This window comes from Streptomyces sp. NPDC048295 (assembly GCF_040652135.1).
Classification (GTDB): Bacteria; Actinomycetota; Actinomycetes; order Streptomycetales; family Streptomycetaceae; genus Streptomyces.
In genome coordinates, this window is sequence record NZ_JBEZLL010000031.1 from 71,706 (window position 1) to 94,922 (window position 23,217).

Below are 23,217 nucleotides of genomic sequence, written 5' to 3' on the forward strand. Positions count from 1 at the left end.
TCACCGGCACCGGGGAACGCACAGCACGTCGACAACTGGGAGGCAGCCGCATGGACGTCGGGCTCAAGCGCGAGCTGGAGGAGAAGGTCCGCGCAGGGGAGCGGCTGACCCGTGAGGACGGCATCGCCCTCTACGCCTCGGACGACCTGGCCTGGCTCGGCGGCCTCGCCCACGAGGTGCGCACGCGCAAGAACGGCGACGTCGTGCACTTCAACGTCAACCGGCACCTCAACATGACCAATGTGTGCACCGCGTCGTGCGCCTACTGCTCGTTCCAGCGCAAGCCGGGCGAGAAGGACGCGTACACCATGCGGATCGAGGAGGCCGTCCGCCTCGCGAAGGCGATGGAGGGCGAGAACCTCACCGAACTGCACATCGTCAACGGGCTGCACCCCACCCTGCCGTGGCGTTACTACCCGCGCTCGCTCAGCGCGCTGAAGGAGGCCCTGCCGCAGGTCTCCCTCAAGGCGTTCACCGCCACCGAGATCCACCACTTCGAGACCATCTCAGGGCTCTCGGCCTCCGAGATCCTGGACGAGCTGATCGAGGCCGGCCTGGAGTCGCTGACCGGCGGCGGCGCGGAGATCTTCGACTGGGAGGTCCGCCAGCACATCGTGGACCACGCCACCCACTGGGAGGACTGGTCGCGGATCCACCGCCTGGCGCACGAGAAGGGGCTCAAGACCCCGGCGACCATGCTGTACGGGCACATCGAGGAGCCCCGGCACCGTGTCGACCACGTGCTGCGGCTGCGTGAGCTCCAGGACGAGACCGGCGGCTTCCAGGTCTTCATCCCGCTGCGCTACCAGCACGACTTCGTGGACATGAAGGACGGCAAGGTCCGCAACAAGCTCCAGGCGCGGACGACCATGGCGACCGGTGCCGAGGCGCTGAAGACCTTCGCGGTCTCGCGGCTGCTCTTCGACAACGTCCCGCACGTCAAGGTCTTCTGGGTGATGCACGGTGTGCAGACCGCCCAGCTCGCGCTCCAGCACGGCGCGGACGACATGGACGGCTCCGTCGTCGAGTACAAGATCACGCACGACGCGGACAACTACGGCACGCCGAACAAGCTCGGCCGCGAGGATCTGCTGGACCTGATCCGCGACGCGGGCTTCCGGCCCGTCGAGCGCAACACCCGGTACGAGATCATCCGCGAGTACCCGGGCCCGGACGCCGGGCGGCGCGAGTCGCCGCAGCCGATGCGCGTCTGACCGGCCGCCCCGCGCGTCGTCAGCGGTTCGGTTCCACGGGAGCCCCGGCCTTCGGCCGGGGCTTTCTCGCGTACCGGACATGGCTTGAGGTCGGGAGGGTGTAATGGCTAATCTGCCCGGATGACACTTACATTCGAGCTGGATCCGACGTTCGACCGCACCCTGCGGGACGGCATCGCCGAACTGTGGGCCGATGTCTCCAACGCGGGCGGCGCGGTCGGCTTCGTGCCGCCCGTCACCGTCGAGGACATACGGCCCGAGCTGGTCAAGCACCTGGTCGCCATGGCCGAGGGGCGCACCCGCCTGCTGATCGGGCGCGACGAGGACGGCGCCGTCGCGGCCACGGCCTTCCTCGCCCTCAACACCCACCGGCTGATGGCGCACTGGCTCTGGCTGTACACGGTGATGGTCCACCCCCGCCACCAGGGCAAGGGCTACGGGCGCGACCTGATGGACGCCGCGGCGCGGGCCGCCCGCGGGATCGAGGGGATCGAAGCCGTCCGGCTCACCTGCCGCGGCGGCACCGGCGTCGACCGCTTCTACGCCTCGTGCGGATACAAGGAGGTGGGGCGGGTGCCCGACGCGATCCGGGTGGCCGACGGCGACGACCGCGACGACATCATCATGCTGCTGCCGCTCGGCCTCTGAGGCGGGTCCGCCCCCATTGGCGGAGCCCTGCGAACTGATCGATTCCGGGGCATGCTTCACTGGTCGGGCAGGATCGAAGGACCGCCATACGTCGAGAGAGGGGCCAACTGTGTCCGCTGCCAAGCCGAGCGCGACCATTCGGTACACCGCGATGCGCCTCAGCATCTTCGTCGGCTGCTTCGCCGTCGCGGCCGTGGCCGTCCACTTCGGTCTGCTGCCCTCCGGGACGAACGGCTCCAATCTCGTCTGGGTGATTCTGCTCGCCCTGGTCCTGTCCGCGCCGCTCAGCTATGTGCTGCTGCGCAAGCAGCGCGACGAGATGTCCGAGCAGATCGTGTCCACGGTCGACCGCGCCAAGGGGCGCCTCGAAGCGAACCGCACCCGCGAGGACCACGTCACCCCGTGACGGTGGCGACGGCGTGAGGGCTGCATAAGGACTACGTAAGCTTCCTCACACCCACAGACCTTTCCATCGAAACCCCAGCGCCGGAGCGCCCGCTCCTGTACTGGGGTTTTGTCGTTCCCGCGGGTGTCCGGGGCGGTCCTGGGCGCGATGACGGCGGTGTCGCGGGCCCATCTGGGTCAAAGAAGAGCTTTGAGCTTCTCAAAGTTCAAGTGTTAACGTGTTCGACATGAAGACAGCAGTGCGCCATCGACACGCCGCGAGCGTCCCGCTCGTGGAGCGCCTGCATGTCGATCTCTGCCGCTGTATGTCCGCGGTCTGTTGCCGCAAGGTCTGAACGGCACCATGCAGCGGCGCCGCCCCTGACGCGGGCGCCGCACCCCACCCCCGTCCCCCGCACAGTCGTCCCCGTGCGTCCCGATGCGTCACATCTGGAGTGTGTCCGTGTCCGCGAACCCCGCGTCCACCGCTGCCGACAGCCCGTCCGGCTCCGGTTTCCGTATACCCAAGGTCCCGTTCTGGGCCCAGATCGTCGCCGGTCTCGTCCTCGGTGTCGTACTCGGCTGGCTCACGCGTACGTATGACATCGGCTGGCTCTACACCACGCTCGACAAGGTCGGCCACATCTTCGTCCAGCTGCTGAAGTTGGCCGTCGCGCCCCTCGTCTTCTTCGCGATCCTGGTGTCGATCACCAACCTGCGCAAGGTCAACAACGCCGCCCGGCTGGCCACCCGCACCCTGCTCTGGTTCATGATCACCTCGCTGATCGCGGTCGCCATCGGCCTCGCGATCGGCCTGGTCACCAACCCGGGCTCCGGAACGGGCCTCACGCCGAAGGACGGCAAGCTGCCGGAGCACGCGGGCTCCTGGCTCGACTTCCTCACCGGCATCATCCCGGACAACGTGATCACGCCGTTCACCGAGCTGAACGTGCTCCAGATCGTCTTCATGGCCGCCGTCGCCGGTATCGCGGCGCTCCAGCTCGGCGAGAAGGCCCAGCCGATCCTCACGCTCAGCGAGTCCGTCCTGGAGCTCCTCCAGAAGGCCCTGTGGTGGGTCATCCGCCTCGCCCCCATCGGCACCGTCGGCCTCATCGGCTACGCGATCGCCGACTACGGCTGGGACCTGATCGGCAAGTACGCGACGTTCACCGCCGATGTCTACATCGGCTGCGCCCTGGTGCTGTTCGGCGTGTACCCGCTGCTGCTCGCCACCGTCGCCAAGCTCAGCCCGGTGCAGTTCTTCAAGGGTGCCTGGCCGGCCATCCAGCTGGCCTTCGTCTCCCGCTCCTCGGTCGGCACCATGCCGGTCACCCAGAAGGTCACCGAACGCCTCGGTGTCCCGAAGGAGTACGCCTCCTTCTCGGTCCCGTTCGGCGCCACCACCAAGATGGACGGCTGCGCCGCGATCTACCCGGCGCTGGCGGCGATCTTCATCGCGCAGATCTTCGACGTGCAGCTCGGCGTCGGCGACTACATCCTGATCGCGTTCGTCTCGGTGATCGGTTCGGCGGCCACCGCCGGTCTCACCGGTGCGACGGTCATGCTGACCCTCACCCTGTCGACGCTGGGTCTCCCGCTGGAGGGCGTCGGCCTGCTGATGGCCATCGACCCGATCCTGGACATGATGAGGACGGCCACGAACGTGGCCGGCCAGGCGCTGGTACCGGTGATCGTCTCGGCCCGCGAGAAGATCCTCGACCACGACGCGTACAACTCGGCCTCGTCCTCCCCGGTCGACGGCGACGAGGTGCGGGACACCGAGCCGGAGCGGGTGCCGGTCGCCGCGTAACCGCTCACCGCACGACACACGCCGGCGCCCCCGGTCCGCCTTCGGGCAGGACCGGGGGCGTCGGCGTGCACAACGGGGCGGAACCACGCGCCGTACCCTTGCCGGGGAGTGGCACACCGGGGGGCGGGAGGAAGTCGACGTGGGTGCTGTGAAGAGCAAACGGATGCCGCGGGCCGTGCGTGAGCAGCAGATGATGGACGCGGCCGTGCGGACCTTCGGCCGGCGCGGGTACCGGGCCGCCTCGATGGATGAGATCGCCGAACTGGCGGGGGTGTCCAAGCCGCTCGTCTATCTGTATCTGAACTCCAAGGAGGAGCTCTTCACCGCCTGTATCAGGCGCGAGGCGAAAGCGCTGGTCGAAGCGGTGCGGGCGGGTGCGGAGCCGGGCCTGCCGGCCGATCGGCAACTGTGGTCCGGGCTGCGGGCGTTCTTCACGCACACGGCGGAGCACCCGGACGGGTGGGCGGTGCTGCACCGCCAGGCCCGTACGCACGGCGAGCCCTTCGCCGCCGAGGTGACGGCGATGCGGGACGAGATCGTTGCTTTCGTGACGGAGCTGATCGGGGCCGCGGCCCGCGAGGCGCACCACGATCCGGCGCTGCCCGACCGTGATGTGTCGGGGCTCGCGCAGGCGCTCGTGGGCGCCGCGGAGTCGCTCGCGGGGTGGGCGAACGAGACTCCGGGCGTCTCGGCGAAGGAGGCCGCGGCCACCTTGATGAACTTCTCCTGGGCGGGGCTGGAGAACCTCATGAACGGCCGTCCCTGGCAGCCGCCGGGCCCGTCCGCCCGGTGAGGTGGACGCGGCCGTTGCCGCGCAGCTGGAAGCCGGTGGCGTCCGCCGCGTAGGTGACGGTGGCGGGCAGCAGGACCGGGGCCCTGAAGTCGGCCCGCACCCGGTGGATCTCGTCGGGGCGCGGTGCCTCGGCCAGGCAGCGGGCGACGGTCCACATGCCGTGGGCGATGGCACGGGGGAAGCCGAGGAGCCGGGCGGTGAACGGGTACAGATGGATGGGGTTCCGGTCGCCCGAGGCCGCGCCGTAACGCCGGCCCAGATCGCCGGGCAGCTGCCACGCGGCGACGGCGGGGAGTTCTGCGGGGGGCGTGGCTTCTGCCGGTCCGGACGGTTCGGGCAGGTGTTCCGTGGGTGGGGCGGTTCTCGTGTGCCGGGAGAGGTAGCCGCTGCGGGACTCCCAGACCGGCTCGCCCGCCAGCCGTGCCTCGGTGACCATCGTGACCTCGGTGCCGCGCCGGTGCGGCGTCAGCTCCTCGGCGTACACGGTGAGTTCGAGCGCGTCGCCGGGGTGCAGGGGGCGGTGCCGGGTGATCTCGATCCAGGTGTGGACGAGGCCGACGACCGGCAGCGGGAACCTCCGGGCGGTCATCAGCCGCATGGTGGCCGGGAAACCCAGTACGTGCGGGTAGGTGAGCGGCAGCGGTCCCGGGTCGGGGTAGCCGCAGATCCGGCGGTATGCGGCGAGCGGGGCGGCGGCGATCGGAGCGGCCGGGAGCGCGATCCGGTCGGCGGGGAGGGTGGCACCCGGTCGGCCGGCCCTCTTGAACGGCGACGTGACAGCTGCCCGTACGAGTGACACGTTCGGATTCGGCACCGGCTCACGCCCCCAGCAGGCTCTGGCCGCAGACGCGCACGACCTGGCCGTTGACCGCGGTGGAGGCGGGCTGGGCGAACCAGGCGGTCGTCTCGGCCACGTCGACCGGGAGACCGCCCTGCGAGAGGGAGTTCATCCGGCGTCCCGCCTCCCGGATGAAGAGGGGGACGGCGGCGGTCATCCTCGTCTCGATGAAGCCGGGGGCCACCGCGTTGACCGTGACGCCGTGGTCGGCGGCGGCGCGCGGGGCCAGCGCGCGGACCAGCCCGATGATGCCCGCCTTGCTCGCCGCGTAGTTCGTCTGGCCGTTGTTGCCCGCGATGCCGGCGATGGAGGCGGTGGCGACGATCCGGCCGCCGCGGTTGACGGCGCCCGCCGCCAGCAGTGCGTCCGTGGTGCGCAGCACGCTGCCGAGGTTCACGTCGAGGACCGAGGCCCAGCGGTCCGCCGGCATGTTGGCGAGGCGGCGGTCGCGGGTGATGCCCGCGTTGTGGACGAGGACGTCGAGGCCGTCGGGGGCCGCGGCGGCGATCCGTTCCGCCGCGTCGTCGGCGGTGATGTCCAGCGGCAGCGCGGTGGCGCCGAGCCGCTCGGCGGTACGGGCCAGCTCGTCTTCCGCCTGCGGGACGTCCAGGCAGACGACCCGGGCGCCGTCCCGGGCCAGTACCCCGGCGACCGAGGCGCCGATCCCGCGCGCCGCGCCGGTGACCAGTGCGGTGCGCCCGGCGAGCGGTGCGGCCCAGTCGGCGACGGGGCCGGGCGTGGCGGCGGTCAGCTCGATCACCTGACCGCTGATGTACGCGGAGCGGGGCGAGAGCAGGAAGCGCAGGGTGGATTCGGCCCCGGCGACGCCTTCCGGTGCGATACGGAGCAGCTGTACGGTGGCGCCCCTGCCGATCTCCTTGCCCAGTGAGCGTACGAACCCTTCCAGCGCCTGCTGGGCGGCTCCCTGGTGGTGGTCGTCGGCCGACGGCCGCACCCCGAGCACGACGACGCGCCCGCCCGGGGCGAGGGAGCGGACCACGGGGTGCAGCGCGGCGTGGACCGCCGCGAGGCCGCCGGGGGTGTCGACGGCCGTGGCGTCCAGCACGATCCCGGCGGGCCGGTCGGCGCGTCCGGTGACGTCGAGGCCGGTGGCCGCGAGGAGTGCGCCGAGCTCCTTCGTGACCGCGGAGTCCCCGGCGGTGAGGTGCAGCAGCGGGCCGTCCAGCGCCGGGGCCGCCGACGACCAGCGGCGCAGCGGGGCGGGCTGCGGGAGCCTGAGCCGCCGGGTCAGGAAACGGCCGGGTGCTGTGCCGGTGAAGTGCAGATAGCGGTCGGCCATTGTCCAGACTCCCTGCTCGGTCGTAGATTTACTCCAGAGTAAGGTTACTCAAGAGTCAGGAGCTGGTCGAGATGATCCCCCTCGAACTCCCGCAGCCCCGCAGGGTCGCGGTCATCGGCGGCAGCCGCGTCCCGTTCGCGCGCTCCGACGGCCCGTACGCGCAGGCCTCCAACCAGCAGCTGCTCACGGCCGCCCTGGACGGTCTGGTCGAGCGGTTCGGACTCCGGGGGGAGCGGGTCGGCGAGTTCGCCGCGGGCGCCGTGCTCAAGCACAGCCGCGACTTCAACCTGGCCCGCGAGACCGTGCTCGGCTCGGCACTCGACCCGCGCACCCCCGCGTACGACGTCCAACAGGCCTGCGGCACCGGCCTCCAGGCGGTCGTCGCCGCCGCGAACAAGATCATGCTCGGGGCGATCGACTCGGCGATCGCGGGCGGCACCGACACCACGAGCGACGCGCCCCTCGGCGTCAACGACGAGCTGCGCAGGCTGCTGCTCGACGCCCGGCGGGCCAAGTCGGCGGGCGCCCGGATCAAGGCGCTCGCGGGCGTACGTCCCCGGCACCTCGTCCCGGACGTCCCGCGCAACGCGGAACCCCGCACCGGCCTCTCGATGGGCGAGCACGCGGCGGTCACCGCCCGCCGGTGGGGCATCACCCGCGAGGACCAGGACCTGCTCGCGGCCACCAGCCACCAGCGGCTCGCGGCGGCGTACGAGCGCGGCTTCCTGGACGACCTCGTCGTCCCGTTCCGGGGCCTGACCCGCGACCAGAACCTCCGCCCCGGCTCCACGGTCGAGAAACTCGCCACGCTGAAGCCGGTGTTCGGCACCGGCCGGCCCGACGCGACGATGACCGCGGGCAACTCCACCCCGCTCACCGACGGCGCCGCGACCGTCCTGCTGGCGAGCGAGGAGTGGGCCCGCGCGCACGGCCTGGAGCCGCTCGCCTTTCTCTCCCTGTACGAGACGGCGGCCGTCGACTACGTGAACGGCGACGACGGACTCCTGATGGCGCCCGCGTACGCCGTGCCGCGCATGCTGGAGCGCGCCGGGCTCACCATCGAGGACTTCGACCTGTTCGAGATCCACGAGGCCTTCGCCTCCCAGGTGCTGGCCACCCTCGCGGCCTGGGAGAAGCAGGGCCTCGCGCCGGTCGACCGGGACCGGCTCAATGTCGCCGGCTCCTCGCTCGCCACCGGCCATCCGTTCGCCGCGACCGGCGCCCGGATCGTCGCCACCCTCGCGAAGCTCCTGGCGGAGCGGGACGCGCCGGGCAGGGGCCTGATCTCGATCTGCGCGGCGGGCGGCCAGGGCGTCACGGCCGTCCTCGAACGCCCCTGACGCCCTGGCACTCCTGGCATCTCCGGCACCCACCACACCCCTGACGCCTCGGACGAACCGGCCGCCGGACGGACCGGCGAGATCACCCGACCCCACGTTGAGGAGCCGCACGTGTCCACGCCACCCACCGCCCCCGCCCCCGTCCTCGTCGAGCCGGCCAGGTCCAGGGCCGCGGACGGCTCGGTGCGGCAGGTCTCCGTACCGCCCGCCGCACCGCCCGTCCGCCGCGGCTCGCTCGCCGAGATCCCGTTCGACAACGCCCGCGAGGCCCCCGCCGACGCCGTGCTCAGCCGCAAACGGCCGGACGGCGGCTGGCAGGACGTGACGGCGGCGGAGTTCGCCGACGAGGTGCTCGCCGTCGCCAAGGGCCTGATCGCGGAGGGCCTCGCCGCCGGCGACCGGATCGCGATCATGGCCCGGACCACGTACGAGTGGACCCTGCTGGACTTCGCGGCCTGGGCCGCCGGGCTGGTCACCGTCCCCGTCTACCCGACCTCCTCCGCCTTCCAGGCCCGCTGGATACTCCAGGACTCCGGCGCCGTCGCGTGCGCCGTCGAGACCGCGGACCAGGGCCGGCTGATCAGCCAGGAGCGCAAGCAGCTCGGCCATCTCGTCCACCTGTGGCAGTTCGACACGGGCGCGCTCGGCCGGCTGAAGACCCTCGGCCGGGACGTCCCCGACGAGACCGTCACCGCCCGCCGCGCCACGCTGGAGCCGGAGACCCCCGCGACCCTCATCTACACCTCCGGCACCACCGGCCGGCCCAAGGGCTGCGTGCTCGGCCACGGCAACTTCTTCGCCGAGGTGGACAACGCGATCGAACTCCTCCACCCGGTGTTCAAGTCGATCAGCAAGGACCCCGCGTCCACGCTGCTCTTCCTTCCGCTCTCCCACGTCTTCGGGCGGATGGTCGCGATCGGCTGCCTGCGCGCCCGGGTCCGCCTCGGCCACGCCCCGTCCATCCGGACCGAGGACCTGCTCGCCGACCTCGCCGGTTTCCGGCCGACGTTCCTGCTGGCCATCCCGTACGTGCTGGAGAAGGTCTACAACACCGGCCGCGCCACCGCCGAGAAGATGGGCCGCGCCGCGTCGTTCGACCGTGCCGCAAATATCGCCCAGCGGTACGGGGAGGCCGTGGAGGCCGCCGAACACGGCACCGGCCCGGGTCCGGGCCTGGGCCTGCGGGCGGCGCGCGCCCTGTACGACCCGCTGGTCTACCGCCGGATCCGGGCGGCGCTCGGCGGTCACGTCCGGTACGCGATCTGCGGCGGCTCCCCGCTGGGCCACCGGCTCGCGGCGTTCTACGCGGGCGCGGGCATCGAGATCTTCGAGGGCTACGGCCTGACCGAGACCACCGCCGCCGCCACCGTCACCCCACCGCTCAGACCGCGCCTGGGCACCGTCGGCTGGCCGCTGCCCGGCACCGCCGTGCGGATCGCGGACGACGGCGAGGTGCTGCTCAGCGGCGGCCAGGTGTTCCAGGGCTACTGGGACGCGGAACAGGGCCGGGCCGTACCCGTACAGGAGGGCGGCTGGTTCGCCACCGGAGACCTGGGCGCGCTCGACGAGGACGGCTACCTCACGATCACCGGCCGCAAGAAGGACATCATCATCACCTCCGGCGGCAAGAACGTCACCCCGGCGCCCCTGGAGGACTGGCTGCGCGCCCACCCGCTGGTCGGCCAGTGCATGGTGGTCGGCGACAACCGCTCCTTCATCACCGCCCTGATCACCCTGGAGCCGGACGGGCTCGCCCACTGGCGCCGGATGAAGAAGAAGGAGCACGTACCGATACGGCAGCTCGTCGACGACGACGAGCTGCGCACGGCGCTGCAACGCGCCGTCGACGAGGCCAACCGGCTGGTCTCCCGCGCGGAGTCGATCCGCAAGTTCGCCGTCCTGCCCGTGGACTTCACCGAGGAGAGCGGTCATCTGACGCCCTCGCTGAAACTGAAGCGGGACGCGATCGCGCGGGACTTCGGGGAGGAGATCGAGGCGCTGTACCGGAAGTGAGAGGGACCGTCGGCCGCCGCTGGGCCCTGCCCTCGAACCGGGCCCAGGGGGCCGGCCGTTCGGATCGGGCCTGACCCCGCGAGCCCTGCGTGATCCGAACGGACAGCCCTTAGGCTCCCCGTATGGGTGAAGCGGCGGACGACGGATCCGGCTGGGCCGCGACGCGGACGTGGGCCGAGAAGAACCTGGCGCCCGGGGAGCGGATCGAGGGTGTGCGGCGGCTGCTCGGCGGGTGGAGTTCGCAGATGCGGCGGCTGGACATCTCCGGTCCGCGGGGCGGTCGTTCGCTGGTCCTGCGGTCTTTCGTCAAGCCCTTCTACGTGCGCCACGCACCGGGGCTGCTCACCCGCGAGGCGGACATCCTGCGGCTGCTGGACGGTACGGACGTCCCGGCGGCGCGGTGCGTGGCCGTCGACGCCCGGGGCGAACACTGCGACCATCCCTCGCTGTTGATGACCCTGCTGCCCGGCGAGGTGCGGGTCGAGGACGCGGGGGCGGAGCGGCGCATCGGGCTGCTGGCCGGGCAGCTGGCGGGCATTCACGCGGTCGGGGTCACCGACGCGACCCGTCCGCGCGACTACGAGGCGTGGACCGCGCCGGACCGGGTGCGGGTGCCGGGCGCCACCGGGCGGCCGCTGCTGTGGCGGCGGGCGGTGGACGTGATCCGCCGCGAACCTCCCGCGTACGTACCGAAGTTCCTGCACCGCGACTTCCATCCGGGCAATGTGCTCTTCGACGGTGCGGGGGCGCGGTCGCGGATCAGCGGGGTCGTCGACTGGGTCGAGACCTCCTGGGGCCCGGCCGACCTGGATGTCGCGCACTGCTCGACGGCGCTGGCGCTGCTGCACGGCGTCCCGGCCGGGATGAGCTTCGCCGGGCGGTACGAGGCGGCGGGCGGGCGGACGGCCGCGAGCGCGGCGGACCACCTGTACTGGCGGCTGCTGGACGCGCTCGCCTGCGCCCCGGACGCGGAGAAACTGGCGACCCCGTGGCGGGAGCTGGGGCGGACCGACCTGACGCCCCCGGTGCTCGCGGAGCGCCTGGAACGCTATGTGGAGAGCCTTCTCGAACAGTTCGACCGGTAGGCCCGCCGCCGAAGGCCCACGGAACGGCGGAACGTTACTGCTGAAGCGGTCGGGGAAACCGCCGGACGGCGGCCTCCGCGCTGCCGCCCCGGCCGTCCCGTAAAACGTCAACACAGCGTATACGCAAGGCATTCCGCACTTTCCCGGGTTGTTGTTTCGGATGATCCGAAAGAAAGCGCCCGCCGCATTCCGCGCGCCGTCCGAAGGCTCCCTGCGTGCGCCCGATAAGCCTCGCACACAGGGTAAAAAGCGGCGCGTTCCGGAGTAAAGACACGGTCATGGCTGTATAGATATACGGGTCTTCGCAAGAGGGCAGTCCTACGTCCCGTGCGGCTGGAAATGCCGCTGCCTTTTTCGCGGGCGAGCCCGCGTGCGGTGTTCCCGCACCCGAGGCATCGGTGGCTCCGGGTCCGGCGTCGACGGAGCCCGCGGCACCCGGGACGTAAATCACCCGACACCCGTTCATCCATTGGTCAAGGAGAGACGCTGTGCGCTACGGAACTGCACTGAGGGAAGAAGTCCGGTCTCCGGGAACGACTCCGCTCATCGGTATTTACGATATGTACTCGGCCTCCGTCGTGGCCCGGCACTACGACGGATTCTTCGTGTCCGGATTCGGCTTCGCCGCCTCCCACTACGGGCTCCCCGACATCGGCTTCATCGCCTGGCCGGACATGGTGGCCTTCGTGGAGCGGCTGCGGCTGGCCTTCCCCTCCCACCACCTGCTGGTCGACATCGACGACGGCTACGTCGATCCCGAGGTCGCCTGCCACGTGGTGCAGCGACTGGAGCGGATCGGCGCCTCCGGCATCATCCTGGAGGACCAGAAGCGCCCCCGCAGGTGCGGTCACGCGGACGGCAAGCAGGTGCTGCCGCTGGAGGAGTACCTGGAGAAGCTCAACCTGGTGCTGGAGAGCAGGCGGGACCTGGTGGTCGTCGCCCGCACGGACGCCACGGAGGAGGCCGACATCCTGCGCCGGGCCGAGGCGCTGGCCGAGACGGACGCCGACGTCGTCCTGGTCGACGGGGTGCGCAGCGTCGAGTGGATCAAGCGCATCCGGGCGGTGGTCGGTGACAAGCCGCTGCTCTTCAACCAGATCGCGGGCGGCAAGTCGCCCCGGCTCTCGCTCTCCGAGCTGACCGACCTGGAGTGCCAGGTGGCCATCTACAGCACCCCCTGCCTCTTCGCCGCGCACGCGGCCATCGACAGCGCGCTGACGAATCTCAAGCGCTCCGACGGGCGGCTTCCCGAGTTCGTGCCCGCCGAGGGGATCGGGGTGCAGCGTTCGACGGAGCTGCTGGAGAAGAACATCAGCAGGCATCACTCGGCCGCCGAGCCCGTGACCGTCTGACGCGGACTGCGCGCCGGGTGCGGGGGAGCGCCCGGCCGTATCCGCTCCGCCCGAACGCCGGGGCCCGTGGAGCAACCCCCACGCTCCACGGGCCCCGGCGCCACGTGAACCACAGCGAAAGAAGGACACGGACACATGGCACTCACCTCGTCCAGGGCGCGTGCGGCCCTGGCTTCGGTCGTCCTCGGCGCGCTCTGCCAGGGCCAGTGGGCCGCGGGCGCCGCCTGGGCCGACGCCCCGGACGGCGGCATGGAGACGCACCACGGACCCTCCCTGGTCACCATCGACAATTCCAACGCCGACTCCTGGCTGGAGGTGGACCGCACGCTCAACGTGCTGGCCCCGCTCAGCAAGGGCACGGCGGGCAGCGACCACGACGGCGGCGGTGGCGCGATCGACCAGAACGTGTCGGCCTCGCAGGGCGTGGGTCTCCAGGCCGCCCCGGACGAACACGAGGACGAGGAGGAAGAGGAGGAGAAGGAGGCGACGGCCCCCGAGAGCGCGGCGACCGGCGGGGACGACTACGAGGGCGACGCGGACGCCTGACGCGGCGTGCGGTTCCGCCGTCGGGCCGGCGCGGCGTGCGCGGGCCCGACGGCGGAACGTTCCCCGGTCCGGCGGCGGAGTGCGGCGTGCTGGACGACGACGGTCGTACGCGGCGCGCGATCGCCCTGCTCGTCGGCGGAGTCCGCCGCGACGTCGCGCCGCGGGCTGAGAGGCCGGCCGGTGGAGGCGGCCCGTCGGGCACCGGAGGCGTGACGGGGTGCGCACACCCCTTGTCTGATGCATCGTCACGTACGACGATGGCCCCCGCGGCCGTCATATGACGGTGCGTCAGATTCCTCCGGTGCAACGGAAGGAGGCCGCCCGATGCCGATCGCGACCACCGGGCCGCTGTCGTACGGGATGCAGCTCCCGATCCAGTCGCAGAGCGCGATCTTCGCGGAGCGGTGGGAGGCCGCGGCCGGCCCCGCCGATCTCGCCGAGATCGCCCGCACCGCCGACCGGACGGGATTCGCCTACCTCGCGAGCTGCGACCACGTGGCGATCCCGCGCCGGCTCGCCGACGCCATGGGCACCGTCTGGTACGACCCGGTCGCCACCCTCGCCCTTCTCGCCGGGATCACCGAGCGGGTCCTGCTGATGAGCCATGTCGCCGTCGTCGGGCTGCGCCACCCGCTGGCCACCGCCAAGCAGTACGCCACCCTCGACCACCTCAGCGGCGGCCGGCTGATCCTCGGGGTCGGGGCCGGGCACGTACCGGAGGAGTTCGAGGCGCTCGGGGCGGACTTCGAGCGGCGGGGTGCCGTGCTCGACGAGACCATCGACGCGCTGAAGGCGGCGCTCGGCCCGGAGGAGTACCCGGAGTTCGCGGGGGAGCGGTTCTCCTTCGGCGGCCTCGGGCAGCTGCCCCGGCCGGCCCAGGAACGGGTGCCGGTGTGGGTGGGCGGCTCCTCGCCGGCGGCCGTGCGCCGGGCGGCCCTGCGGGGCGACGGCTGGCTGCCGCAGGGCGACCCCCGGGAGAAGCTGCCCGCGCAGATCGCCCGGCTGAAGCGGCTGCGGGAGGCGGCCGGGATCGAGGCACCGATCGTCATCGGTGCGATCACCGAGCCGCTGTACGTCGGTGAGCCGGCGTGGTCCGTCGGGCGGCGCACCCTCACCGGGAAGCCGGAGGCCGTCGCCGAGTCGCTGCGCGCGTACCGGGCCATGGGCGTCCACCAGATCCAGGTGCGGTTCCGCAGCCGGAGCCGCAGCGAACTGACCGACCAGATGGCGGTGTTCGCCGCCGAGGTCGCCCCCCATCTCGACAGGTAGGAGTCAGGCCATGGGCAAGCTGGACGGGCGGACCGTACTCATCAGCGGTGCGGCACGCGGGCAGGGCGAGCAGGAGGCGCGGCTCTTCGCCGCGCAGGGCGCACGGGTGGTGATCGCCGATGTGCTCGACGAGCAGGGCGAGGCGCTGGCCAAGGAGATACGGGAGGAGCTGGGGGCGGACGTCGCCCGGTTCGTCCGTCTCGATGTGAGCCGGGAGGAGGACTGGCAGGCCGCGGTCGCCGCCGCGAAGGACGCCTTCGGGCGGATCGACGGGCTGGTCAACAACGCGGGGATCCTCCGGTTCAACGAGCTGGTGTCCACACCGCTGGAGGAGTTCCAGCAGGTGGTGCAGGTCAATCAGGTGGGCGCGTTCCTCGGGATCAAGAACGTCGCGCCGGAGATCGAGGCCGCGGGCGGCGGGACCATCGTCAACACCGCCTCGTACACGGGGCTCACGGGCATGGCGTTCGTGGGCGCGTACGCAGCCACCAAGCATGCGGTGCTCGGGCTGACCCGGGTGGCGGCGGTGGAGCTGGCCGGGAAGGGGATACGGGTCAACGCCGTCTGCCCCGGTGCCGTGGACACCGCGATGACCAACCCGGCGGCGCTGGACCCGGACGCGGACCCGGAGGAGTCGAAGGCGGCGGTGGCCGAGCTGTACCGCAAGCTCGTGCCGCTGGGCCGGATCGGGCAGCCGGAGGAGGTGGCCGCGCTGGCGCTCTTCCTGACCTCGGAGGACTCCTCGTACATCACCGGGCAGCCGTTCGTCATCGACGGGGGATGGCTGGCGGGCGTCAGCCTGTTCTGAGCCGAGCTGACGATGCGTCAGGTATTGACGGGTACGGGTGCCGGTGGAACAGTCGGACGCATCACGATCTGACGGAGTGTCAGAAACGATTGAGGACGGTGAACCCCCTTGGAATTCGGGCTCTTTGTACAGGGGTACGTGCCCGCCGCGCGGGCCAAGGTCGACCCCGGGGCAGAGCACAAGGCGCTGATCGAGGAGACCGAGTACGTCATCCAGGCGGACAAGTCCGGCTTCAAGTACGCCTGGGCCTCCGAGCACCACTTCCTGGAGGAGTACTCGCACATCTCGGCCAACGACGTGTATCTGGGCTACCTCGCCCACGCCACCGACCGCATCCACCTCGGGTCCGGCATCTTCAACCCGCTGGCCCCGGTCAACCACCCGGTGAAGGTGGCCGAGAAGGTCGCCATGCTCGACCACCTGTCGGAGGGACGCTTCGAGTTCGGCTCGGGGCGCGGGGCCGGCAGCCACGAGATCCTCGGGTTCATGCCGGGCATCACCGACATGAACCACACCAAGGAACTCTGGGAAGAGACCATCGCCGAGTTCCCCAAGATGTGGCTCCAGGACGAGTACGTCGGCTTCCAGGGCAAGCACTGGTCGCTGCCGCCGCGCAAGATCCTGCCCAAGCCGTACGGGAAGTCGCACCCGGCGATGTGGTACGCGGCCGGCTCGCCGTCCTCGTACGCGATGGCGGGCAGGAAGGGGCTCGGCGTGCTGGGCTTCAGCGTGCAGAAGGTCTCCGACATGGAGTGGGTCGTCGAGTCCTACAAGACGGCCGTCAAGGAGGCCGAGCCCGTGGGGGACTTCGTCAACGACAACGTCATGGTCACCTCCACCGCCATCTGCGCCGAGACGCACGCCAAGGCCGTCGAGATCGCGGTGGGCGGCGGGCTGAACTACCTGCAGTCGCTGCTCTTCCGGTACCACGACACGTTCCCCCGGCCGGAGGGGATACCGGAGTGGCCCGAACTGCTCCCGGAGTACACCGAGGAGATCATCGAGCTGCTGATCGCCGAGGAGCTGATGATCTGCGGCGATCCGGACGAGGTGCTGGCGCAGTGCAAGCGGTGGGAGCAGGCGGGGGCGGACCAGCTGAGCTTCGGGCTGCCGATCGGGGTGAGCCGTCAGGACACGCTGAACTCGATCAAGCTGATCGGTGAGCACGTGATCCCGAAGATCGACACGGACCCGGTCCACCGGACGTCCCGCTTCCGCGACGCGGCGTAGCGGTTCCGGGGGCTCCGCCCCCGGCCCGCTCCGCAAGCGCCGGAGGGGCTCGATTCCGCCCCCGACCAGCGGCGTCTTCCCGGACCGCCGCTCCGTGGGGCCGGGGTGCGTACCGCGGCCGTGCGCACCCCGGCCGCACACCCACCCACCGCAGAAGGGAACCCCGTCATGCTCGACCACCTCATCCGCGGAGCGACCGTCGTGGACGGCACCGGCGGGCCCTCGTACCCCGCCGACATCGGCATCCGCGACGGCCGCATCGCCGTCGTCGCCGAACCGGGCACGCTCACCGAGGAGGCCGTCACCGCCGAGGACGCCACCGGTCTCGTCCTCGCGCCCGGATTCGTCGACCCGCACACCCACTACGACGCCCAGCTCTTCTGGGACCCGTACGCCACCCCGTCCATGAACCACGGCGTCACCACCGTCGCCGGAGGCAACTGCGGGTTCACCCTCGCCCCGCTGCACCCCGGGCGCCCCGAGGACGCCGACTACACCCGCCGGATGATGTCGCGGGTGGAGGGCATGGCCCTCAAGGCACTGGAGGAGGGCGTCGACTGGAGCTGGTCCAGCTTCCGCGAGTACCTCGACGCCCTCGAAGGGCGGATCGCCGTCAACGCCGGGTTCATGGTCGGCCACTGCGCCCTGCGCAGGCACGTCATGGGCGCCGACGCGATCGGCGGGCAGCCCACCCCCGCGCAGCTCGACGCCATGCTCGCGCTGTTCCACGACGCGATGGAGGCCGGGGCCTGGGGGCTGTCCACCACCCAGTCCGCCACCCACTCCGACGGCGACGGGCAGCCCGTCGCCTCCCGGCACGCGCTCCCCGAGGAACTCCTCGCCCTCTCCCGGGCCGTCGGCGAACACGAGGGCACCCAGCTCGAAGCGATCGTCGCGGGCTGCCTCGACCAGTTCTCCGACGAGGAGATCGAACTGCTCGTCGACATGACCGCCACCGCCGGACGCCCGCTGAACTGGAACGTCCTCACCATCGACGCCGCCGTCCCCGAACGCGTACCGCGTCAGCTCGTGCCCAGCGAGCGGGCCCGCCGGGCCGGTGGCCGGATCGTCGCGCTCACCATGCCCATCCTCACCCCGATGAACATGTCGCTGGGCACCTTCTGCGCACTCAACCTCATACCCGGCTGGGGCGAGATCCTCGCCCTCCCCGTCCCCGAGCGCATCGAACGGCTCCGCGACGCCGCCACCCGCGCCGAGATGCTCCGCCGCGCCGACAGCAAGGAGGCCGGCGTCTTCCGCCGCCTCGCCGACTTCGGCCGGTACGTCATCGGCGACACCTACAGCGAGGCCAACGAAGGACTGACCGGCCGCGTCGTGCGCGACATCGCCGCCGAACGGGGGCTCGACCCCTTCCACTGCCTCGTCGAGATCTGCGCCGCCGACGAACTGCGCACCGTGCTGTGGCCGATGCCCACCGACAACGACCCCGCCTCCTGGGCGCTGCGCCGCGAGACCTGGGAGCACGAGGACGTGATGCTCGGCGGCTCCGACGCTGGCGCGCACCTGGACCGGATGTGCGGCGCCCCGTACACCACCCGGTTCCTCGGCGACTGTCTGCGCGGGCGCAGGCTCGTCCCCCTGGAGCGGGCCGTCAAGATGCTCACCGACGACCCCGCCCGGCTCTTCGGGCTCCGCGACCGGGGCCGGATCGAGGAGGGCTTCCACGCCGACCTCGTCCTCTTCGACCCGGAGCGCATCGACGCCGGGCCCGCCACCCTCGTCCACGACCTGCCCGGCGACAGCCCCCGGCTCGACTCCCGGGCGATCGGCATCGTGTCGGTCCGGGTCAACGGGGTGGAGACGCTGCGCGACGACAAGGTGACCGGCGCGGTCCCGGGAACGGTGCTCCGTTCCGGGCGCGACACCAGGACGGTGAGCACGGTATGAGCGAGGGAAGCAGGCGTCTGTTCATCGGCGGGCGGTGGACCGAGCCCGAGCACGGCCACTACGAGGTGATCGACCCGGCCACCGAGCAGGTCGTCGGCCTCGCCCCCGAGGCGAGCCGCGAGCAGGTCCACGCGGCGGCGGCCGCGGCCCGGGAGGCCTTCGCCGGCTGGTCGCGCACCCGCCCCGAGGAGCGGGCCGAGATCCTCGACCGGGCCGCCGGACTGATGCTGCGCGACCTCGCCGACCACGCCGCGCTCGCCCGCGCGGAGAGCGGCGCCACCACGGCGACGGCCCGGGGCATGCAGGTCGCCGTCGGCGCCTCCCGCTTCCGCCGGTACGCCAGGGGCGCCCTGGAGCCGGTGGAGGAGGCGGTCGCACCGCAGATCAACGAGGCCGGGCCGATGGGACGGGCCGGGGTCTTCGGGGCGCTCGCCGTGCGCCAGCCGGTCGGCGTCGTCACCTGCATCACGTCGTACAACAACCCCTGGGCCAACCCGGCGGGCAAGGTGGCGCCCGCGCTGGCGATGGGCAACACGGTCGTCGTGAAGCCCGCCCCGCAGGACCCGCTCTCCGTCTACCGGATGGCCGAGGCGCTCGAAGCGGCGGGCGTCCCGGCGGGCGTCGTCAACGTCGTCACCGGATCGGGCTCCGAGGCGGGGGAGGCCGCCGTCGACTCGCCGGACGTCGACATGGTCAGCTTCACCGGCTCCACGGCCGTCGGGCAGCGCATCGCCGAGGTGTGCGGGCGGTCCATGAAGCGGCAGTTGATGGAGCTGGGCGGCAAGGGAGCCGCCGTCGTCCTGGACGACGCGGACCTGGACTCCGCGGTGGCGGGGATCGGCACCACGTTCTCCTTCTACAGCGGGCAGATCTGTACGGCCCCGACCCGGGTCCTCGTCCAGCGCGGCGTCCACGACGCGCTGCTCGGGAAGCTCGCCGCGTACGCGGACCGTCTGAAGGTGGGCGATCCGGCGGCCAGGGGCACGGTCGTCGGACCCGTCATCTCGGCCGCCCACCGCGACCGCGTCGAGTCCTATGTCGAGCTGGGCCGGAAGGAGGGGGCGAGGGTCGTCACGGGCGGCGAACGCCCGGCCGGGCCGGAGCGCGGCTTCTACGTCGCCCCGACCCTGCTCGCCGACTGCACCAACGACATGCGCGTCGTGCGCGAGGAGATCTTCGGCCCGGTCGTCGTGGTCGTCCCCTTCGACGACGAGGAGGAGGCCGTCGCGCTCGCCAACGACAGCGACTACGGACTGATCGACTACGTCTGGTCCTCGGACGTGGCCCGGGCCTTCCGGGTGGCCCGGCGGCTGCGCGCCGGCGGGGTCGGTGTGAACACCGTCGGGCGGAACATGGAGGCCCCGTTCGGCGGGTTCAAGAAGAGCGGCGTCGGGCGCGACGTCGGCTCGTACGCCCTGCACGCGTACAGCGAGCTCCAGTCGATCGTCTGGCCCGGCTGAACCGGCACACGACCGTGGGTGTCCGCTGAGCGGACACCCACGGGAAAATTTGAACCCACACAAAACGGACAGTGCTGCGGTTCCCGTACGATGCTGCGATCGAGCCTCGACCTCGCATCGAAAGGCGATGTTCGCGAACGGCCTTCAATTAATCAGGGTCTTTCCGTATTGTTGCCTGGAATTCAAGGGTGAGACACCGGAGTCTCACCTTCCGGATGTGGAAATCGCAGCGTTTATCGTCCTTTTCATGACTCAGCTGGACGTGCGGCCACCGGCCGAAGACGCGGTACGGGGCTCCGCCCCGGCCGGCAGCGGGGTACGCGGCAAGGGCCTCGGCGGGAACTCCGTCGGCCTGATGGGCAGCGCCGTCATCGGCATCTCCACCGTCGCCCCCGTCTACTGCCTCACCTCCACCCTCGGCTCCACCGCGGGCGAGGTCGGCGTGCAGATGCCCGCCGTCTTCCTGGCCGGCTTCCTGCCGATGCTGCTCGTCGCCTTCGCGTACCGCGAGCTCAACAAGGCCATGCCGGACTGCGGCACCTCCTTCACCTGGACGGTGAAGGCGTTCGGCCCGCGCGTCGGCTGGATGTGCGGCTGGGGCCTGGTCATCGCGACGATCATCGTCCTGTCGAACCTGGCGGGCGTCGCCACCTCGTACTTCTGGCTCCTGGCGGGCGAGATCACCGGCAACGACTCGATCGCCGCCCTGGACGACAGCAAACCCGTCCACATCGTGACCTGTCTGGCCCTGATCGCGGTCGCCACGGCGATCAGCTACCGGGGGATGACGGCCACCAAGGGCCTCCAGTACGCACTGGTGGGGCTCCAGCTGGTCGTCCTCGCGGTGTTCGTGGCGATGGCCGTGCAGAAGGCGCACAGCGGTGAGTTCGCCTCGTCGCTCGACTTCTCCTGGTCCTGGCTGAACCCGTTCGCCGTGCAGTCCTTCGCCGCGTTCACCGCCGGTCTGTCCCTGTCCATCTTCATGTTCTGGGGCTGGGACGCCTGTCTGACGGCCAATGAGGAGACCACCGGCAGCGAGAAGACCCCCGGGCGGGCCGCGCTCATCGCGATGGTCGTGCTGGTCGGCTCCTACCTGGCGACCGGCGTCGCCGCCCAGATGGCCGTCGGCTCCGGGACCTCCGGACTGGGCCTGGCCAACCCCGGCACCTCCGACAACGTCTTCGCCGCGCTGGCCGGCCCGGTCATGGGCCCCGGCCTCGGCGTCCTGCTCTTCGTCGCCGTGCTCGCCTCGGCCGCCGCGAGCCTCCAGACCACCTTCATCCCGGTGGCCCGCACGGTGCTCGCGATGTCCACCTACGAGGCCCTGCCCGCCTCGTACGCCCGGGTCCACCCGCGCTTCCGGACCCCGGGAAGGGCCACGATCACCGCCGGTGTCGCGACCGGTGTCTTCTACACCGTCATGACCCTGGTCAGCGAGCACGTCCTGGTCGACACGATCTACGCGCTCGGCCTCATGATCTGCTTCTACTACGCGCTGACGGCCTTCGCCTGTGTCTGGTTCTTCCGCGCCGAACTGACCCGCTCCTTCCGCGACCTGGTCTTCAAGGGCCTGTTCCCGGGCGTCGGCGGCATCCTGCTCACCGCGGTCTTCGGCAAGACCCTCTACGACATGTGGGACCCGGCGTACGGCTCGGGCTCGTCGGTCTTCGGGGTCGGTTCGGTGTTCGTCATCGGCGTCGGGCTGCTGGTGCTCGGTGTGGTGCTGATGCTGGTGATGCAGCGCCGCAGCCCGGCGTTCTTCCGCGGCGAGGTGCTGACCAAGGAGACCCCGGCCCTGGTCGTCGAGGACTGACGCCCCGGCGGCCCGGCCGGTCCCGTGCCGAAAACCCCGTGCGCCGCGCACGGGGACGGGCTAGGGTCCCCGGCGTGTACTTCATGTATCAGATCTACGGCTGACACGCGGGCGGGGCACGTACCCCGTCCCGCCGGGTCCGAGTGCGCCCACGGTGATTTCCGCCCGTGGCCGGCGCACCGGACCGCTGTGTCCTGTTCTCCGTAGACCTGAAAAGAGTGATTCTCCATGTCACGTCGTCGTGCCCATGTCGCGATGATCGGCATCCCCGCCGTCAGCCATGTCCTGCCCAGCCTCGAAATCATCCGCGAGCTGGTGGCCCGGGGCCACCGGGTGACCTACGCCAACGATCCGGCGGTGGCCGGGCTGATCGAGGCCACCGGCGCCGAGTTCGTGCCCTACGCGTCCGTGCTGCCGGTCGCCGACAACGACTGGCCCGAGGACCCCGTCGCCGTGATGGGCGTCTTCCTCGACGACGCGGTCCAGGCGCTCCCGCAGCTGCGTGCCGTCTACGACCGCGACCCCGCGGACCTGTACCTCTACGACATCGGCGCCTACCCCGCGCGTGTCCTCGCCGAGTCGCAGGGCCGCCCCCTCGTGCAGCTGTCCCCGACCTATGTGGGCTGGGAGGGCTACGAGGAGGAGGTCGCGGCGCACCTGTGGCAGCTGCCGGGGGCCGACACCTACCGGGCGAGGTTCACCCGGTGGCTCGCCGGGTGCGGGGCGACCACCACCGACATGGACGCCTTCTGCAGCCGGCCCGCGCACACCCTGGCGACGATCCCGGAGGCGATGCAGCCGCACGCCGACCGGGTCGACACCGGCACGGTCACGTTCGTCGGCCCCTGCTTCGGCACCCGGGCGGACACGGGGGCGTGGACGCGTCCCGCCGGTGCCGGGAAGGTGCTGCTGGTCTCCCTGGGCTCGGCGTTCACGCACCGGCCGGAGTTCTACCGCCAGTGCCTGGCCGCCTACGGCGACCTGCCCGGCTGGCACGTCGTGCTCCAGATCGGGAAGTACACCGACCCGTCGGAACTCGGCGCCATCGCGTCCAATGTCGAGGTGCACTCCTGGGTGCCCCAGCTCGCGATCCTGGAGCAGGCCGACGCCTTCGTCACCCACGCGGGGATGGGCGGCAGCAGTGAGGGGCTGTTCACCGGTGTCCCGATGATCGCCGTGCCCCAGGCCTCCGACCAGTTCACCAACGCGGACCGGCTCGTCGAGCTGGGGGTGGCCCGCCGCATCGACACCGAGGAGGCCACCGCCGAGGCCCTGCGGACCGCACTGACCGAACTGGCCGCCGATCCGGAGGTGGCCCGCCGCTCCGCGCAGCTGCGCGCCGCCGCGCGGGCCGAGGGCGGCACCACGCGGGCCGCCGGCCTCATCGAGGAACTGCTGGGCTGACC

General features: G+C 71.4%; 19 protein-coding genes. 17 read left to right on the forward strand and 2 right to left on the reverse strand.

The features are described from left to right. Nucleotides 1–50 precede the first annotated feature (50 nt). The 5 genes from mqnE (at nt 51) to AB0D53_RS34540 (ending at nt 4,849) form a co-directional block, all read left to right on the forward strand. Nucleotides 51–1,214 (forward strand): aminofutalosine synthase MqnE, encoded by a 1,164-nt coding sequence (gene mqnE, locus AB0D53_RS34520; protein WP_329814572.1) that lies wholly within the window; start codon nt 51–53, stop codon nt 1,212–1,214. A 120-nt stretch (nt 1,215–1,334) separates the two neighbouring features. Continuing rightward, a complete protein-coding gene (locus AB0D53_RS34525; protein WP_362453203.1) occupies nt 1,335–1,862 on the forward strand; it encodes a GNAT family N-acetyltransferase in 528 nt (175 codons plus the stop codon). 151 nt (nt 1,863–2,013) lie between these two features. Continuing rightward, nucleotides 2,014–2,268, forward strand: a complete 255-nt coding sequence (locus AB0D53_RS34530) for a DUF4229 domain-containing protein (RefSeq protein ID WP_124722707.1) — start codon at nt 2,014–2,016, stop codon at nt 2,266–2,268. Between the two features lie 441 nt (nt 2,269–2,709). Next, entirely contained in the window at nt 2,710–4,056 is a 1,347-nt protein-coding gene (locus AB0D53_RS34535) for a dicarboxylate/amino acid:cation symporter (protein ID WP_362453204.1), read from the forward strand. A gap of 163 nt (nt 4,057–4,219) precedes the next feature. Beyond that, nucleotides 4,220–4,849, forward strand: coding sequence for a TetR/AcrR family transcriptional regulator (locus AB0D53_RS34540; protein ID WP_362453250.1), 630 nt, complete (start codon nt 4,220–4,222; stop codon nt 4,847–4,849). Here AB0D53_RS34540 and AB0D53_RS34545 read toward each other — a convergent pair. Both AB0D53_RS34545 and AB0D53_RS34550 read right to left on the reverse strand, forming a co-directional pair. Beyond that, nucleotides 4,803–5,663, reverse strand: a complete 861-nt coding sequence (locus tag AB0D53_RS34545) for a MaoC/PaaZ C-terminal domain-containing protein (RefSeq protein WP_362453205.1) — start codon at nt 5,661–5,663, stop codon at nt 4,803–4,805. The genes AB0D53_RS34540 and AB0D53_RS34545 overlap by 47 nt on opposite strands. 4 nt (nt 5,664–5,667) lie before the next feature. Then, nucleotides 5,668–6,987 (reverse strand): 3-oxoacyl-ACP reductase, encoded by a 1,320-nt coding sequence (locus AB0D53_RS34550; protein ID WP_362453206.1) that lies wholly within the window; start codon nt 6,985–6,987, stop codon nt 5,668–5,670. Nucleotides 6,988–7,058: 71 nt separating this feature from the next. Here AB0D53_RS34550 and AB0D53_RS34555 point away from each other — a divergent pair, with 71 nt between their 5' ends. The 12 genes from AB0D53_RS34555 to AB0D53_RS34610 all read left to right on the forward strand — a co-directional run bounded on the left by AB0D53_RS34555 (nt 7,059) and on the right by AB0D53_RS34610 (nt 23,215). Beyond that, complete coding sequence (locus AB0D53_RS34555; protein WP_362453208.1) at nt 7,059–8,327, forward strand: acetyl-CoA C-acetyltransferase; 1,269 nt, start codon at nt 7,059–7,061, stop codon at nt 8,325–8,327. A 111-nt stretch (nt 8,328–8,438) separates the two neighbouring features. After that, a complete protein-coding gene (locus AB0D53_RS34560) occupies nt 8,439–10,340 on the forward strand; it encodes an AMP-dependent synthetase/ligase (RefSeq protein WP_362453209.1) in 1,902 nt (633 codons plus the stop codon). Between the two features lie 122 nt (nt 10,341–10,462). Beyond that, nucleotides 10,463–11,425: an aminoglycoside phosphotransferase family protein gene (locus AB0D53_RS34565; protein WP_362453212.1), complete on the forward strand. Its 963-nt coding sequence runs from the start codon at nt 10,463–10,465 to the stop codon at nt 11,423–11,425. Between the two features lie 488 nt (nt 11,426–11,913). After that, nucleotides 11,914–12,777 carry an isocitrate lyase/PEP mutase family protein gene (locus AB0D53_RS34570; RefSeq protein ID WP_362453213.1) on the forward strand — a complete coding sequence of 288 codons (864 nt, stop codon included), beginning with the start codon at nt 11,914–11,916 and terminating at the stop codon, nt 12,775–12,777. A 135-nt stretch (nt 12,778–12,912) separates the two neighbouring features. Continuing rightward, nucleotides 12,913–13,323: a hypothetical protein gene (locus AB0D53_RS34575; protein WP_362453215.1), complete on the forward strand. Its 411-nt coding sequence runs from the start codon at nt 12,913–12,915 to the stop codon at nt 13,321–13,323. Between the two features lie 324 nt (nt 13,324–13,647). After that, nucleotides 13,648–14,592, forward strand: a complete 945-nt coding sequence (locus tag AB0D53_RS34580) for an LLM class F420-dependent oxidoreductase (protein WP_362453216.1) — start codon at nt 13,648–13,650, stop codon at nt 14,590–14,592. Nucleotides 14,593–14,602: 10 nt separating this feature from the next. Then, nucleotides 14,603–15,400, forward strand: coding sequence for an SDR family NAD(P)-dependent oxidoreductase (locus tag AB0D53_RS34585; RefSeq protein ID WP_362453217.1), 798 nt, complete (start codon nt 14,603–14,605; stop codon nt 15,398–15,400). A 108-nt stretch (nt 15,401–15,508) separates the two neighbouring features. Further along, nucleotides 15,509–16,630 (forward strand): LLM class flavin-dependent oxidoreductase, encoded by a 1,122-nt coding sequence (locus AB0D53_RS34590; protein WP_362453218.1) that lies wholly within the window; start codon nt 15,509–15,511, stop codon nt 16,628–16,630. Between the two features lie 168 nt (nt 16,631–16,798). Beyond that, nucleotides 16,799–18,538 carry a D-aminoacylase gene (locus AB0D53_RS34595; RefSeq protein ID WP_362453219.1) on the forward strand — a complete coding sequence of 580 codons (1,740 nt, stop codon included), beginning with the start codon at nt 16,799–16,801 and terminating at the stop codon, nt 18,536–18,538. Continuing rightward, nucleotides 18,535–19,998, forward strand: a complete 1,464-nt coding sequence (locus AB0D53_RS34600) for an aldehyde dehydrogenase family protein (RefSeq protein ID WP_362453220.1) — start codon at nt 18,535–18,537, stop codon at nt 19,996–19,998. Before AB0D53_RS34595 ends, AB0D53_RS34600 begins: the two co-directional genes overlap by 4 nt. A gap of 247 nt (nt 19,999–20,245) precedes the next feature. Next, nucleotides 20,246–21,811: an APC family permease gene (locus AB0D53_RS34605; protein WP_362453221.1), complete on the forward strand. Its 1,566-nt coding sequence runs from the start codon at nt 20,246–20,248 to the stop codon at nt 21,809–21,811. Nucleotides 21,812–22,039: 228 nt separating this feature from the next. Next, nucleotides 22,040–23,215 carry a macrolide family glycosyltransferase gene (locus tag AB0D53_RS34610; RefSeq protein WP_362453222.1) on the forward strand — a complete coding sequence of 392 codons (1,176 nt, stop codon included), beginning with the start codon at nt 22,040–22,042 and terminating at the stop codon, nt 23,213–23,215. Nucleotides 23,216–23,217 lie beyond the last annotated feature (2 nt).